Source organism: Noviherbaspirillum autotrophicum (assembly GCF_000818395.1).
Lineage (GTDB): Bacteria > Pseudomonadota > Gammaproteobacteria > Burkholderiales > Burkholderiaceae_D > Noviherbaspirillum > Noviherbaspirillum autotrophicum.
The window spans coordinates 308,571-324,071 of the sequence record NZ_JWJG01000028.1 but is presented as its reverse complement, the minus strand read 5'-3'; the positions used below and the strand labels follow the sequence as shown (position 1 = coordinate 324,071).

Annotated in this window: 11 protein-coding genes; 6 read left to right on the top strand and 5 right to left on the bottom strand. The window is 56.9% G+C overall.

Annotated features, from left to right (window positions below; genetic code table 11):
• Positions 1 to 73: 73 nt before the first annotated feature.
• From TSA66_RS02780 to TSA66_RS02755, 5 genes are all read left to right on the top strand, one after another.
• Complete coding sequence (locus TSA66_RS02780; protein WP_040042120.1) at positions 74 to 307, top strand: ParD-like family protein; 234 nt, start codon at positions 74 to 76, stop codon at positions 305 to 307.
• Positions 308 to 309: 2 nt separating this feature from the next.
• Entirely contained in the window at positions 310 to 1,131 is an 822-nt protein-coding gene (map, locus tag TSA66_RS02775; RefSeq protein WP_040042119.1) for a type I methionyl aminopeptidase, read from the top strand.
• Between the two features lie 411 nt (positions 1,132 to 1,542).
• The gene (locus tag TSA66_RS02770) at positions 1,543 to 2,319 is read left to right on the top strand and encodes an SDR family NAD(P)-dependent oxidoreductase (protein ID WP_040038894.1); all 777 of its coding nucleotides are present in this window, start codon (positions 1,543 to 1,545) and stop codon (positions 2,317 to 2,319) included.
• Entirely contained in the window at positions 2,316 to 2,837 is a 522-nt protein-coding gene (locus tag TSA66_RS02765) for a hypothetical protein (RefSeq protein ID WP_052452056.1), read from the top strand. The genes TSA66_RS02770 and TSA66_RS02765 overlap by 4 nt, the downstream gene beginning before the upstream one ends.
• 308 nt (positions 2,838 to 3,145) lie before the next feature.
• A complete protein-coding gene (locus TSA66_RS02755) occupies positions 3,146 to 5,869 on the top strand; it encodes an EAL domain-containing protein (RefSeq protein ID WP_198358696.1) in 2,724 nt (907 codons plus the stop codon).
• Between the two features lie 90 nt (positions 5,870 to 5,959).
• Here TSA66_RS02755 and TSA66_RS02750 read toward each other — a convergent pair whose 3' ends face one another.
• Together TSA66_RS02750 and TSA66_RS02745 are read right to left on the bottom strand one after the other, a co-directional pair.
• The gene (locus tag TSA66_RS02750; protein ID WP_084199228.1) at positions 5,960 to 8,866 is read right to left on the bottom strand and encodes a sensor domain-containing protein; all 2,907 of its coding nucleotides are present in this window, start codon (positions 8,864 to 8,866) and stop codon (positions 5,960 to 5,962) included.
• A 339-nt stretch (positions 8,867 to 9,205) separates the two neighbouring features.
• Positions 9,206 to 9,925, bottom strand: a complete 720-nt coding sequence (locus TSA66_RS02745) for an esterase/lipase family protein (protein ID WP_232429387.1) — start codon at positions 9,923 to 9,925, stop codon at positions 9,206 to 9,208.
• A 286-nt stretch (positions 9,926 to 10,211) separates the two neighbouring features.
• Here TSA66_RS02745 and TSA66_RS25310 point away from each other — a divergent pair, with 286 nt between their 5' ends.
• On the top strand, positions 10,212 to 10,598 hold the full coding sequence (locus tag TSA66_RS25310) for a hypothetical protein (protein ID WP_157691576.1): 387 nt from the start codon (positions 10,212 to 10,214) through the stop codon (positions 10,596 to 10,598).
• 94 nt (positions 10,599 to 10,692) lie between these two features.
• Here TSA66_RS25310 and trhA read toward each other — a convergent pair whose 3' ends face one another.
• From trhA to TSA66_RS25305, 3 genes are all read right to left on the bottom strand, one after another.
• Complete coding sequence (trhA, locus tag TSA66_RS02735) at positions 10,693 to 11,331, bottom strand: PAQR family membrane homeostasis protein TrhA (protein WP_094298984.1); 639 nt, start codon at positions 11,329 to 11,331, stop codon at positions 10,693 to 10,695.
• A gap of 175 nt (positions 11,332 to 11,506) precedes the next feature.
• Positions 11,507 to 11,710, bottom strand: coding sequence for a CsbD family protein (locus TSA66_RS02730; protein ID WP_040038891.1), 204 nt, complete (start codon positions 11,708 to 11,710; stop codon positions 11,507 to 11,509).
• 292 nt (positions 11,711 to 12,002) lie between these two features.
• Positions 12,003 to 15,314, bottom strand: a complete 3,312-nt coding sequence (locus TSA66_RS25305) for a PAS domain S-box protein (RefSeq protein WP_052452052.1) — start codon at positions 15,312 to 15,314, stop codon at positions 12,003 to 12,005.
• Positions 15,315 to 15,501: the final 187 nt, after the last annotated feature.

Genomic DNA, 15,501 nt, shown 5'->3' with positions numbered 1-15,501 from the left:
ACTGAGATTCGCCCGCCGAATCGACAGCATGGTAGTATATGAACCAACTACAAATCATATATTTGATATAAAAATGGGAATTCTGAAAATCTCCGAGCAGATGCACGAAAACCTGCGCTCCACCAGCGCTGCACTCAGTCGCTCCATCAATGCGCAAGCCGAACACTGGCTTCGAGTCGGCATGCTGGCCGAACTCAATCCCAAGTTAAGTTATGGCGAGATCTGCCAGTTGCTCATTAGGGTGCATCAGTCTGGGGAGCTCACTTCGGCAGCCATCCGGGACTCGGCCGAGCCGGAGGCAGCGTGAAGATCAGGAATAAGGTTCCCATCCGTTCGGAAGCGGAGATCGGAATGGCGCGGCGCGCGGGCGCACTGGCGGCGGACGTGCTCAGGATGATCGCGGAGCACCTCAGGCCCGGCATTACTACGGGTGAACTCGACAGGATTTGCCACGACTACATCGTCGATGAACTGAGGGCCATCCCTGCCAACGTGGGCTACAACGGCTATCCCAAGACCGTCCTCACTTCGATCAACCATGTCGTTTGTCATGGAATTCCCTCTGACAGGCGCCTGAAGAATAGCGACATCATTAACATTGACGTCGCAGTTATTAAGGATGGCTGGTATGGCGATACCAGCCGCATGTATTTAGTCGGCGAACCGGGAATCCTCGCCAAGCGCCTGGTGCGCTCGACCTATGAAGCAATGCGTGCCGGTATCCTCGCGGTTCGCCCGGGGGCGACGCTGGGCGATGTCGGTCACGCCATCCAGACCGTCGCGCATCGCGAGGGATTCAGCGTCGTACGCGAATACTGCGGCCACGGCATTGGGACCGTCTATCATGACGAACCGCAGGTGCTGCACTATGGCCGACTGGGCACTGGCCTGGTGCTTGAGCCCGGCATGATCTTCACCATTGAGCCAATGCTCAACGCGGGCAAGCCGGGGACGGTGCAGTTGGCCGACGGCTGGACGGTCGTGACGAAGGACCGCTCCCTGTCCGCGCAATGGGAGCACATGGTGGCAGTGACGGAAAGCGGCTTCGAGATCCTGACTTCCTGGCCCGACGGCTACGGGGACTATTCGCCCATCACAGCCGAAACGTCGCTTTCGGCTGCCGTGAACTGAACTTGCTGGACGGTAGATCAGGCTTACGTGGCTCGTGTTTACTTGAATTGAATCCCGAAGCTGCCCTTCAGGTCGGGGACGAAAAAGACGATAGCTTTGATGAGTACAAAGGCCGGGTTTTAAGTTGGCGCTGCTTTTGCCGCGAAGCGCCCGGTCGGTATCCGCAGCATTCCGAGCCAATGCCGATATCAAGGCGTCCCATAAGCCACAGGTTGCTGAAAGCATCCTCTGTCGCGCCGAATTTTTGCGATGTCCGTGCATGTGGTATAAAATTCGCCTCCAACACCGGGCGTTAAGGGACGCCCTCCCGCAAAAGAGGCTCTCACCCTTCGTCTCTCATCTGCATACTGGATGTGATCGACCCATTCGTAAGGCTTAGCGGGAAGCCAAAACGCGAATAGGAAGGTTCACATGACCACTCCCCTTGCAGTCGTTACCGGTGCCGCTTCCGGCATTGGTTTGGCACTTACCCTCGAACTCGTCGCGCGCTCTGTCGAAGTCATTGCTATCGACCAGAACCCCATGCCGTTTCAAACGCGTCCGAATATCACCGCGATTGAACTCGACGTCAGTGACGCCGACGCCATGCAGCGATTGGCCGACACGTTTTCTCATCGGCCGCTGAATTACTTGTTTTCAAACGCAGGCATCGGCGCCTCCGGATCGGTTTTCGGCGCCAGCGGGCAGGATTGGCAGCGCGTATGGAACGTCAACACGATGGGCGCTCTCCATTGCCTGCGCAGCTGGTGGCCGCATTTAGTGTCGGCCAGCGGCAAGGCTGTCGTCACGGTGTCGGCAGCCGCCTTGCTGACCTATCCTGGCGCGGCCTTGTATCGCGCATCCAAGGCTGCCCTGTTAAGCATGCTGGAAAGCCTGTATTACGAAACACGAGATTCAGGCGTCACGCTGCATGCGTTATGCCCGGGCCTGGTGCAAACCAATATCCTTAACAATGCTTTGCCGGATGGCGTACGGGCGCCAGCGGATCCGCTCACGGTTTATCTTCTGGAAGCAATGCGTCACGCCGAATCCGCGCCGAGTTTTGCACGGCGCGTTCTTGACGGCTTGCGTGATTCGCCGCCCTTCTACTGGCTTACCCATCCAGATACGGTTGAGGCGATGGATGCACGGCATCACGCAGTCGCCATGGAAGGCCATCCACCTATGAATTTCGGGAAAATGCCATGACATCGCCAATCGAAGAGCTGAAGATTCGCGCTCGCTTGTTGCGCAAGGCATTGACTGACCCTGGCCAGGCGGCACATGGTCGGGCGGTAGCCATTGCGAAGCAGCGGCGCTGGGCAATCCCCGATGCATGGACCTTGTCGCTTTGCCTCAATGTCGTGTCGGTGGAGGCTGGCTTCAATACATGGGATCACGCACGCAAGGTGCTGGGAGGCGAGGCTCGACCGACCGACGACATGGGAACGTTCTGGTACGACAAAACATGCTCGGCGCTGCTGAACCATTGGTTCGCTCGTTACGAAGACGCTTGCGAAACTCTTCAAAAACATAGCGGCCGATACTTGCTACCCTATGGCCGGCAATTCATCGTCGCCGACGCACCTTTCATCGTGGCGATTGGATTAGACCCAGCATCTTCGGCGTGGACGGCGATCGGACATGATCTGGTGGGAGGATATGGCGGGTCCGACTGGCAAAAGTTGGTGGAAGAGCGTCTGAGATATACAAAAGGACATCCTTGATCCATCGTTGGACGCCCCTTGCATGGCGATGACGCAAATCGACCAGGAATGGCAAACCACCGTGCGTTCCTGGTCGATCTTGTCGAAGAAGCACTCCAGCGATATCGAAAAAGTGTGATCGCCACCCGGGATTCGCTTCGGATTTGTTGTATCAGAACATGCCTCAATGCCCGCTACCTGGCGTGCGTTCGTCCTCAGTGCGTTGAGCGCTTCGTTTCCTAGCCGAATGCAATCCATGGCAGGTAAAATTACCGTGGGCATCAGATTATGTGATGCCGCTTTTGCCAACACTGACGCCCGCCCCATCCATGAGCCTTCCCGATAGTTTCAAATACGCCCACCTCGTCGATGTCGAGAAGCTGCAGAGTCTTATGGAGAGCTTTCATCAGGTTATTGGCATTGCGAACGCAGTGATTGACGTCGACGGTGTTGTAATCGCGCATGCTGGATGGCAGGAGGCTTGCGTCAATTTTCATCGCGTGGATGCCCGCACTTGTCAACGTTGCAATGAAAGTGACACGTCACTCGCCGAGAGCATGACGCGAGGGCTGCCATTCGCTATTTATCGCTGCCTGAATGGCCTCCTCGACACGGCAGCACCGATCATCGTGGACGGGCAGCATGTGGCAAATGTGTTTACTGGCCAATTCCTGACTGATGCGCCCGATCTCGATTTCTTTCGCAAGCAGGCACGGCAATTCGGGTTTGATGAGGCGCGTTATCTAGACGCTATTTCCAAGGTGCCGGTCCTGCCCAGGGAGCGCGTCGAATCCGTGATCCAACTCTATGCGACGCTAGCCGGCATGCTGGCCGATAGCGGTTTGAACCGCTTGCGACAAACGCAGTCTGCACAACAATTGGCTGCCATCAACAGAGATTTGGAAGACACGGTGGGCGCGCGTACGACAGCGCTGGCGCGGACCAATGCGGAGCTTGCTGCGCGGGAAGCAATGCTCACGCAGATTCTGGATACATCGAGTGTGGCGATCTTCCTGGTCGACATGGACGGGCGCATCACCCATGCCAACCGGCGTATGGCGGAAATGTTTGCGACGCCGCTCGACGCGTTGGTGGGCAATGAATACGTCGCCCTGGTGCATCCGGCAGAGCGGGACATGGCGCGGCAAAGAATGCTTGACCTATTATGCAGCAACACTGCTTCGGTCGAACTGGAACGTCTTTACTATCGCCCAGACCAGACGACATTCTGGGGAACCTTAACCGGGAAACGCTTCTACGATATCAGTGGCGTCATAACCGGGCTGGTCGGGGTCATTGCCGACATCACCGATCGCAAACATGCCGAAATCGACTTGCGTATTGCTGCAATCGCCTTCGAAGCACAGGAGGGGATGTTCATTACCGACGCACAGGGAGTGATCTTGCGAGTCAACCGGGCGTTCTCGGAAATTACGGGTTATTCGAGTGCCGAGGCCATTGGCCAAACACCGCAGCCGCTGCGCTCGACTATTGATAACTCGGCATTCTATACCGCGGTAAAGGACAGCATTCTCCAAACCGGCACCTGGCAAGGCGATATCTGGCACCGCCGAAAAAATGGCGAGAAATACCCCTTGTGGCTGACGATTACCGCTGTATACAACGCCTCGCATGTATTGACGCACTTCGTTGGCACGATGACGGACATGACGTCGCGCAAGGAGGCAGAAGACGCCATTCGCAATCTCGCCTTCTATGACCCGCTCACACATCTTCCCAATCGCCGCTTGCTGCTCGACAGGCTAAAGCAGGCATTGGCCACTTGCACACGCACGCATCGGAACGGCGCCCTGCTCTTCATTGATCTGGATAACTTCAAGATGCTCAATGATACGCTGGGGCATGACGTCGGCGATCAGCTGCTGCAACAAGTCGCACAACGTTTGATCCACGGCGCACGCCAAGGAGACACCGTTGCCCGGCTGGGCGGCGACGAATTCGTGGTGATGCTGGAGAACTTGAGCGACTGCTCAGGGGAAGCGGCCACGCAGGCCGAAATCGTGGGCGAACACATCCTGGGAGCGTTCAGCCAAGCCTTCCAGCTTCAAGACGGCGCATATCCGAGCACGGCGAGTATTGGCGTTACTTTATTTTCGGATCACCAGGGCAGCATCGAGGATTTGTTGAAACAGGCCGATCTGGCGATGTATCAGGCAAAGGCGGCTGGGCGCAATACGCTGCGTTTTTTTAATCCGGAGATGCAAGCCGCCATCGCCCAACGCGCCGCCCTTGAAAGCGACTTGCGCCTCGCCGTGCAAGAAAGCCAATTTGCCCTTTACTACCAGGTCCAGGTCGGTAGGAGCGGCGAAGTGACGGGCGCCGAGGCCTTGGTGCGTTGGCTGCATCCGGCGCGAGGATTGATCGCGCCGGGAGAATTCATCCCGTTAGCAGAAGAAACCGGGCTGATTCAGCACATTGGTACCTGGGTGTTGCAGACGGCGTGCGAGCAGCTGTCCATCTGGGCCGCCCATGCGTCGACGGCGCATCTCACGCTCGCCGTCAACGTCAGTGCGCGACAATTCCGCCGCCCCGACTTCGTGGAGCAGGTGCTGTCGGTGATTGAAAAAAGCGGCGCCAATCCGCAACGGCTCAAGCTTGAGCTCACGGAGAGCCTCTTGGTCGACGATGTCGAAGGCGTCATTACCAAGATGTGCGCGCTGAAAGCCAAGGGCGTCAGTTTTTCACTGGACGACTTCGGTACCGGTTATTCGTCGCTTGCTTACCTGAAGCGTTTGCCGCTGGATCAGCTCAAGATCGACCGAAGCTTTGTCAGGGATATCCTGATTGATGGCAACGATGCTGCCATTGCCAGAACGATCGTCGCCCTTGCCGACAGCATGAATCTTTCCGTCATTGCAGAGGGAGTGGAAACCCACGAACAGCGTGACGCACTTTCCGCGACCGGCTGTTACTTCTATCAGGGATACCTGTTTGGCCGCCCATTGCCTCTGCCTGAATTTGAACAATATGTGCGAGAGCGCCCCGGATACCCAAATTCTCGTGATCGTATCGGTCCGGGCCACGGCAGCTGACGGAAGATGACCGCGCAAGTAGACTGCTTGACCAACGCTGGACGCTGCAGCGGAGAACTGTGGGGCAGCAGTGCGCGTAAGGGCTAGCTACTACCAGAGTACATGCTCTTTCCGATACCACTGCGCGAACTCCAGCGCAGGCAATGGATGACTGACCCAGAATCCCTGGGCGTGGTCGCAGCCCTCGCGTCGCAGATATCCCAGGACGTCTTCGGATTCAATGCCTTCCCCAACGATTTCGAGATTCAATGCGCGGCCGAGCGCGATCATGGCTCTCGTGATGGCGCGGCTCGCAGGATCGCGCTCGACGCGGCGCACAAACGACTGGTCGACCTTGAGTTTGTCCAAAGGCAGGCTGGAGAGGCTGCTCAGGCTGGAATAACCAGTGCCGAAATCGTCCAGCGCGACCTTTACGCCAAAGGACTTGAGCTGGTTCAGTATCTCGATCGCCTCATCCACGTTCTCCATGACCGCGCTCTCGGTCACTTCAACCTGAATGCCGTATGGGTCGATGCCATTGTCGGCCACGATCTTTCCCAGCCGTTGGGCGAAATCCCGCTGCCGGAACTGCAGCGGTGATACGTTGATGGCAATCGCGACCCGCAATCCCTCTTCCAGCCACGCCGCGTGCTGGCGGCATGCCTCTGCCGCCACCCACTCCCCGAGTTCTCCAATCAAGCCGGCGGATTCGGCGACCGGGATGAATCTCGCAGGGCTGATTGCCTGGCCGTCGTAGCCAGCGAGGCGCGCCAGCGCTTCGGCGCCGATCAACCTGCCGCTCTTGATGTCCACGACCGGCTGGTAGTGAAGTTCCAGATCCCCGTGCCGCAGCGCTTCCTTGAGTCGCGCCTCCAATGCATAGGCCGCGTCGGCTTGCCGGTCCAGCTCCGGGGTGTAGAACTGGTAGTTCGCGCGCCCGGACTGCTTCGCCCGGTACATCGCAAGATCCGCGGTATGAATCAGCGCGCTGATATCGGTGGCGTGCTCAGGGTAGTAGCTGATCCCGATCGAAGGCGAAATCGACAACTCGAGGCTATCGATCGGAAAGGGCCGGCTGAGGCTGTCGACGACGTGCTGGGCGACGACGGCCGCTGGGTAACGGCCAGAGTCGACGTGCGGCAAGACGATGACGAATTCGTCGCCTCCCAGTCGTCCCACCACGTCCTCCTGCCGCGTGCAGCCAAGGAGTCGCTTACCGACCTCCTTCAAGACGCGGTCTCCTATTTCGTGTCCATAGAGGTCATTAATCGGCTTGAAGCGGTCGAGATCGATGAACAGCAGCGCCCCGCGATTGTGATTCCGGCGTGCTGCGGCGATGAGGTGGCTGCCGTACTCGAAAAGGAGCGCCCGGTTCGGCAGGCCGGTCAGCGGGTCGTGCAGCGCTGCTTCGCGGACACGCTCTTGCGCCAGTTTGCGCTCATCGATGTCCGTCAGCGTGCCCACCAGACGGACCGCCTTGCCCTGCGCATCGCGCTCGACGGCAGTTGCCTGCGACAGCATCCAGTGCCAGCGACCGTCCTTGGCGCGCAGACGCATTTCTCGCCAGTAACTGTCCCGTTGACCTTCGATCACGTCACCAATCATTTCCGGCACGCCCGGCAAGTCTTCCTCATGCATGAGCGAAAGCCACTCAGGCAATGTCTTGATGTCGCCGGGCGTGTAACCCAGCATGGTAAAGAGCAGGTCGCCTGCGGGAATAATCTCCTGTGTGCCGATGTCCATTTCCCAGACGGCCGTGCCGGCCGCTTTCAGTGCCAGGCCAAGCCGCTTTTCGCTCTGCTGCAGCGCTGCTTCCGTTACTCTGCGGTCGGTGATGTCGGTAAAGATCACCGTGCATTCACCGTGCTTGGGACTGTAGGCGTAGATCGATACCCATTGTCCGGTCGGCCCGAAGTGGATATCGAAGGTGCCTTCCCCACCTTCGAGGGCGATCCGGCCCAGATGCTCTACTGGATCCCATTCCTGCTCTCTCAGCCCGGGAAAAACCGCGCTCGCCAAGCGACCGACGACTTCGTCGCGTCGAAGACCCATCAAACGTTCCCAAGCGTCATTGATGGCATCGAAGTAGTAATCGACCGGCTCCCCCCTCTCATCTGCAACGACCCGCAAGTGGGCGACTGCATTCGTCCGGTTGTTGAACAGGGCGGTGTAGCGCTTTTCGCTGTCCTGCAGGGCTTCGAGGATGCGCTTTTGCTCGGTGACGTCGCGGAACAGAATGGCAAACCGGCCTGGGTTGGGGCAGAAGATATAGACGTCATAGTGACGCTGCGTGTCGGCGTTGTAACTCTCGATACGGTCCGCCGTCCCCGTGAGCGCGACGGAACAATAACGATCGATCCAGACTTGTTCCAGATCCGGCAAGTTTTCGCGCATGGGCTGCCCGACGATATCCCTGGACATGCCCGTATGGGTGTAAAAGGCCTCATTGACTTCCAGATAGCGATAATCGACGGGCCTGCCCTGGTCGCCGAGGATCGGTTCGCCCAGGGCGAAGGCTTCGGTCATGTTGGTGAACAGGCTTCGATATTTTTCCTCGCTGGACTGCTGCCGCTCTTCGGCGTTTCTGCGCTCTGTAATATCCCTGCCGATCTGGGCGGCGCCGATCACCCGGCCGTCGGCATCCCGGACGGGGGCGAAACGCAACTCGTAGTGCCGACGGGACTTCGCCGGATCGCCGAAGGTCTCGGTCACGCTGGTGGTCTCACCCAGTAGGGCTCTTCTAAACAGAGCTAGGGCTGCCCGTTGGTCTTCCGGCAGTGGGGCCAGCATGGCGGCCAAGTCGCAGCCCACTTTTAACTCAACGCCAAAAATCGTCCGGAACTCTCTGGCGTAAGCCGCATTAAACGCCGTGAAGCAGCAATCGGTATCGACCGCAGCAATCAGTTCCGGCATGCTGTCCAATATCGCGGTTAGCAATCCCTCTCTCACTCCCGCCTGCGCTCTGGAAAAAGCATGGTCTAAGCTCGGGTTATTGCTCCTCACATATTGTTTGTCCATTTTTCTCGCCAGTCGTCTCCAGGAGCTGACTTGATTTGACCCAAGTTCGAGAGCTGAGTTGCCTGAAAGCTGCGCCGACCGCCTCGGCTGCAGCGCAACAGTCGGTGCATTCGATGCCAGGGGGATGAAGCCGTTTTTTCTGTCTCAAAGGCTTGAGCGTGGATCAGGCGGCCCGCCCCCGTCGGAAGAAATGCGTCGCGCAGTCCTCCACACGTTCATCACCGACAAGAATGGAGCGCGTTAGATGGGTAATTCGCCGATTCAACTACGCCAATCGTCGACCCGGTTTGAAGGCGATTTCCAGGCCGGCATAATGAATGTCGCGCGCAAAACAGTCGGTCAACACGGGCGCACAAGAAGGTCGGCCACGACACGCAGCACTTCCGGATGATGGACCATGCCCATGTGGCTGACGCCGTTGACCTCGATGTTGCGGTGACGTGGCGATTCTGTTCCCAGGCATCCTTGCCACGCTACAACGCCGTCGGTTTGCGAGTAAATCGATGTCGAGGGTACCGGCGGATCTGCTCTCAGGCGCTCCAGTAACGCATCACCCACTGGGCTGGCGCCTCCGTTCATCAAAGTAAGAAGCCATCCTGCATGCGTCGAGTCAGGCTTGTCAGTGAATGGCGTCGCCAGCGTAATAACCTGCCGCACCAGATCCGGAAATTTCTTTGCAAGCTCGCGGGCATAAATGCCGCCGAGGCTCCACCCGATCAGGGACACAGCGCAGCCATGCCGTGCCTGTATCCGTTGAAGATGCGTGCCAAGGCGTTCAAGCCGCAGGTCAAACTCGGCGTCTGGCCAGTTATTGAAACCCTGTTCCCAGTCATAAATCTCGTAGCCCAACTGCTGCAGACGGCCGCGCATGTCCGCGGTCGCTGCGCCGCTCGCGGCAAGGCCGGGAAACACGATCACGGGATGACCATCGCCGCGTGGCAAAGACCCGATGGGGCCGACTACACCGGCAACGTAATCGGATATCGCACGAAGCGGTTCAAGCGCGAAAAGAACCGCCGGGGGCGGCTGAAGTTTGATGGTCTCGATAAATTTCTCCATATGAGATGGCTCGGATGAGCATTGTCAAAAGTATGCGCCTATTTTTGATGCGGCGCACAAAAACCACGGATGAATTTGGAGGCAATCTCAAAGCTTACCGGCGGCAATGTTCCAACCCTTCGCCTGGGTCCCCCTTTCACGCCAGCATAAAAAGACGCCCCATGAATCAAGATCGGCAATTGTCAGATAGTTATGAACCAATTCCAGATTCCCTAGTCGTACAGTAGTACCAAAATATAAATTCAATGCACTTCTGCATTCATTCACTACCGTACTGGAAACCCTTGTGCCTAACGCTTCCCCCGCCACTAATCCTTTCTCCCAAAATCCGTTCCTTGCCCTGTCGACAAAAATCGCCAATGTCTATGGCGAAGCCATTCGTCAAAATATGGAATACCTGAGCGTCAGCTCGGCAAGGATAATTCAGGAGCAGACAATCAAGGCATGGACGAATGCCGCGCAATCCTGCGGCAAGGCTCTTACCGAAAACGCCATGTCCAGTCAACAGCAAGCGCTTGAGCGAATCGCCGATGCGAACCGGAAGGCATTCGGGATTCTGGCGTCGGACTTGAGCCCCTTCAAGATGCAACCCATGCCCCAACTTGCAAACTGGCTTCCCGCCCTGCCGGACACGCCTTCCTCCGTCAAAGCCAAATCCAGGCGCGCCAAATAATTCTCCTTCAACCCGGGAAAAGCCACCGTGACGTCAGCACGATGGCGCTGTACCGCGCGCGACAAGAAGTACGTTCATTGCTCTGGATTGCCCGTTAAACGGCGTACCAGAGAACGGCAAAATAATGGCACGCGGTTCCGGCAAGGACGAAGAGATGCCAGATGAAATGGCCGAATTTCAATCGTGAATCGAGCGCAAAAAACACTACGCCAACCGTGTAACACAAGCCGCCAGCAATGACGAGAAGTGCCCCGGTGGGCGCAATGCTTTTTGCCATCGGAACGGCGGCGACGACAACGAGCCATCCCATCACCAGATACAGCCCTGTCGATAACACTGGATGAGCGGCTTTTCCAAATGCCTTGAGGGCGATCCCGACGACTGCAATCATCCAGACTGTGCCGAACAGCGCCCATCCCCATGCCCCTCGGAGGATGCCAAGCGTAAAAGGCGTGTAAGTCCCGGCAATCAAGAGATAAATTGCGGAATGCTCGATCACTCGAAACACCCGCTTTGCCTTCCCGGCGGGTAGCGCGTGGTAGAGCGTAGACGCCAGATAAAGCGTGATCATACTTGCCGAGAATAATGCCATGGCAACGACGCCGGCTGCATCGTTGTGCTTCACCGCCTGCATGATCAGAAACGGCGTACCGGCAAGTGCTGCGACAAATCCTAATCCATGGCTGATGCTGTTTGCAGTCTCTTCAGCATGCGACTGATTACGCATGGCCATTCTTGAAGATCGTTGCATACGTGCTTCAATCATTTGCAGCAGCAAGGTATGACGTTCAAGTTTGAGGGCAGCCTGTGGGTATGTTTCCGGCAATGCGTTGGGCACTCCCCCTATCAAATGAAAGCGGCGAGCAAACTCGCCGCTTCCGGTATTTGTGCCGTTAGTTCAGTGACTGCTATTTTTTGAAGATGCTCTTCACGCTATCTACCGCCTTGCCCACTGTATCGGTGACATCGCCAGCCGCCTTCTGGATTTTGCCTTCGGCCTCGGTCTGTATCCCACTGGATTCCTGGCGATTGCTTCCAACCATTTTGCCGAATTTCCGTTGAATCTTGCCAGCAGCCTCCTTGAAGCCGCCTTTGATTTGATCGCGATTCATGTCATCTCCTTTCTTGCAAAAAGAACTATTCGCTCAACTTCGAGTGCAATCGCGCGATGCAGTTCGAGTCGGAATAGACTTTCGAATCAAGGATCGGGAGCAGTCCTGAAAAAATCTCTTGTGACATTGCGCGGCCGGGTCGATGGCGTTGAAGAACAGTGGCTGATCAAGGACTACCAAGGCTGAGCAACAGCCAGCGACACAATTGCTGATCGATATTTTGCTGTGGACAATGTCGTGGGTGGGTCCATGCCGCACCCACTTTCCGGCCTGTTTCCAAGTTTGGTGAAGGCTAATGCATGTACGCTGCCCTGTGCCCTTGATACCACGCCTCGAATGCATCGGCATTCACCGGTTTGCACACATGGTATCCCTGAGCGTGGGTGCATCCGTGCTCGCGCAGGTAATGCAAGGTCGCTTCCGATTCAATGCCCTCGGCTACCACTTCCAGTTTCAAGGACCGTCCCAAGGCAATGATGGCCTGGGTAATTGCCTGACTGGCCATATCATGGGAAAGCCGTTGCACGAATGACTTGTCCACCTTGATTTTGTTAATCGGTAGCCGCGACAGATAATTCAGGCTGGAATATCCAGTGCCGAAATCATCCAGGGCAACCTTGATGCTCAACCGTTGCAGTTGCGCCAAGACATCGATAGTGCGCTCAATATTTTCCATGAGCGCAGTTTCGGTGACTTCTACCTGCAGCGCCTCCGCTTTCAACGCGTACTTGTCCAACAGGCCGGCAAATTGCTGCGCAAATTCGTGATTGCGTAGCTGTACGGCCGACACGTTAACTGCAATCGAGATAGGCGGCAGCCCATGTTCCAGCCACTTTTTGTGTTGTCGGCAGGCCTCGCCAACCACCCATTCCCCAAGCCGGGTGATTTGGCCCGTCGATTCTGCAATCGGCACAAACCGGTCCGGTCCGATCTCGGCATGGGGCCAGCGTACTAGTGCCTCCACACCGATCAGACGAGACGTATGCATGTCGATCACTGGCTGATAGAACAATTCGAAGCTGTCATGGGCCAGCGCCACTTTGACTTGCTCTTCAACGCGGGATTGCCACTGCGCTTGTGCCGCCAACTCCTGGGAATAGAACTGGATATTGTTGCGTCCCGCCTGCTTTGCCTGGTACATCGCAGCATCGGCGTTGTTCACGAGAGTGTCGATTTCTTCGCCGTCGCGCGGATAGATGCTGATGCCTACAGATGGGGAAACGGAGAGTTCAAGGCCATCGACATGGTAAGGACGGTTAACGCAGTTGGCCATGTGGCGCGCCACCTCGCCGGCATTCGCATCGTTATCGATTTCCGGCAGCAGTACCAGGAATTCATCACCGCCTAGCCGGAATGCGATGTCGTCGGCACGCGTGCAATGGGTAATGCGCCGCGCCACCTCGCGCAGGACGTCATCGCCCACCTCGTGGCCGTAATTGTCATTGATGGGCTTGAAGCGATCGAGATCGACAAACAGGACAGCGCTGTGCTGCCCGGCGCGTTTGGCGCGGGCAAACATGCGCTTTGCGTAGTCGAACAGCAAAACGCGGTTCGGCAATCCAGTCAAGGGGTCATGCAACGCCGCTTGCCGGATGCGTTCTTCCGCGTGCTTGCGTTCACTGATGTCGAGAACAAACCCCACCAGGTCCCTGTCGCCGCCGGCGGTAGCAAATGCCACCAAGACGGGAACGCGCTCGCCGCTGGTGCGCTGGTATTCCTTTTCAAACACGGCAGATATTCCGTGTCGTAATGCTTGCGCTATCGCTTTTCGGTCCGCCGCCAAAAATTCGGACGGTGTCAACTGATCCGCACGGAGTCTCCCGGAAAGAAGATCGTCGCGGCTGTATCCGATCAAGCGCAGGAATGCGGCATTGGCCTCTCGCAGCTCACCGCGGACCGTTCGCCTGACCATTCCAATGGGTGTCGCATCGAAGATCAATCTGAGTTGACGTTCACTTTCCCGTAGCGCCTCTTCGGCCTGTTTTTTTTCCGTGATATCGAGTGCGGTTCCGATGCACCTCCATGGTTGGCCGCCGTCGAAAAAGAACTGCCCGCGCGCTTGAATCCAGCGCTCCAGTTTGTCATCAAAGCGAAGAATGCGGTGCTCCAGTTGAAATCGGCTATGTGACGGGTCCTGCATTGCCTGTGCCAACCCCACCTCTACGTGCGAGCGATCGTCGGGATGTACTGTGGACAGGAAAGTATCGTAATCCACATGCGCGTCCGGGGGCAGGCCATACTGCCGCTTCATCTCGGCGCTCCAGTTGACGTCGCCGGTTTGTGGGTAAAAGTCAAACATGCCAACACCGGTGGCTGAAACAGCCAATTCAAGATCGTCCTTACTTTTTTGCAGCTCTGCCTCGGCGCGTTTGCGGTCGCTGATGTCTTTCACAATCGAGATGAAATACTCGGGGGCGCCCTGGTTGTCTCTTACGAGAGAAACGCTGAGGTTAATCCAGATGATTTGGCTGTTCTTGTGCTCATAGCGCTTATCCATGGCATACGTAGGAATTTCTCCAGCCAAGAGTTGCGACATCAACTTCAGATCCGCATCGAGGTCAGCCGGATAAGTAATGTCCTGAAATGTCAGCAACGCCATTTCATCGATTGAATAGCCAACGATGTCGCATAGTTTTTGATTAACCTGAATCCATCTCCCATCAAGCGCGACATGCGCAATGCCGACTGACGCCTGCTCGAAAGTCGTTTTGAAAATCTTGTGCACGTGCTCAAGCTCGGCGGTGCGCTCCGCCACGCGCCGTTCCAGTTCCGCCGATAACGCGCGCAACTGGTCTTCAGCGCGTTGGCGAACCGTCATATCGCGGATGGCCGCAACCACCATGGTTTCGCCACCCACATCCAGTGGATTTAAACTGATTTCAACTGGAAACTCTAAGCCGTCTGCGCGCACGCCGAGTAAATCGGTGCGGCCACTGCCCATCGGCCTGCTTGCCGGATGAAGTGCGAATTGATGGCGCTGTGCAATATGTCTCTCACGAAACCGTGCTGGAATCAGCCGTTCCACAGGAAGACCCAACATCGAGTGCCGGGCATACCCAAACATGCGCTCGGCATGGGCGTTGGCCAGATCAATCGTGCCATCTGGCCGCATGATGATCGTGGCATCGGGGGCTGCCTCCAGCAATGCACCGAAACGTCGTTCCGTCACCCGCATCATCGTCAGGTCGCGGATAACAAGAGCGGCGTAGATCGGCTGATGATAGGTATCGAAGATAGGTGTGAAGGCCAGTTCGTAACTTTTTCTCAGCAGCTTGTCGTCGCCAAAATCTTCAATCACCCGAAACGATTCGCCGGCCAAAGCGCGCCGGCATAAGGTTGCCGCCTTTTCGCGGTCATTGGTCAGATGCGCCAGAACATCGCCCAAGCGCCGGCCGGATTGCACAGGAATGCCGAAAATCAGTTCAAATTCGCGCCGAAAAGGTGCGTTGAGCGCGACAAAGCGCAACTCCGAATCCACTGCCGCAACCAAGTCATGGCTGTTTTCCAGCACAGACGTTGCAAGAGAGTTGACGCTGTCGGCATTTCCCGCCTTATCGTCCGACTGGCGCTCTTCAGGATGCCGCCCCGATGTCTGCTGATCCATGAAACCACCTCATATTTGCCGGGGCAAAATATCGCTATGAGGAATAAGACAATATCAAGGTAAGAGGGTTCGCTTCGTCAAGATTACTCGCCCATGACTACTAACAACCGTTTTTGAATAACGGCAACTAGCTGCAACGACTCTCCTCGGTGACCAGGAATAGCACATGAGCGTGACGCGGGATCAA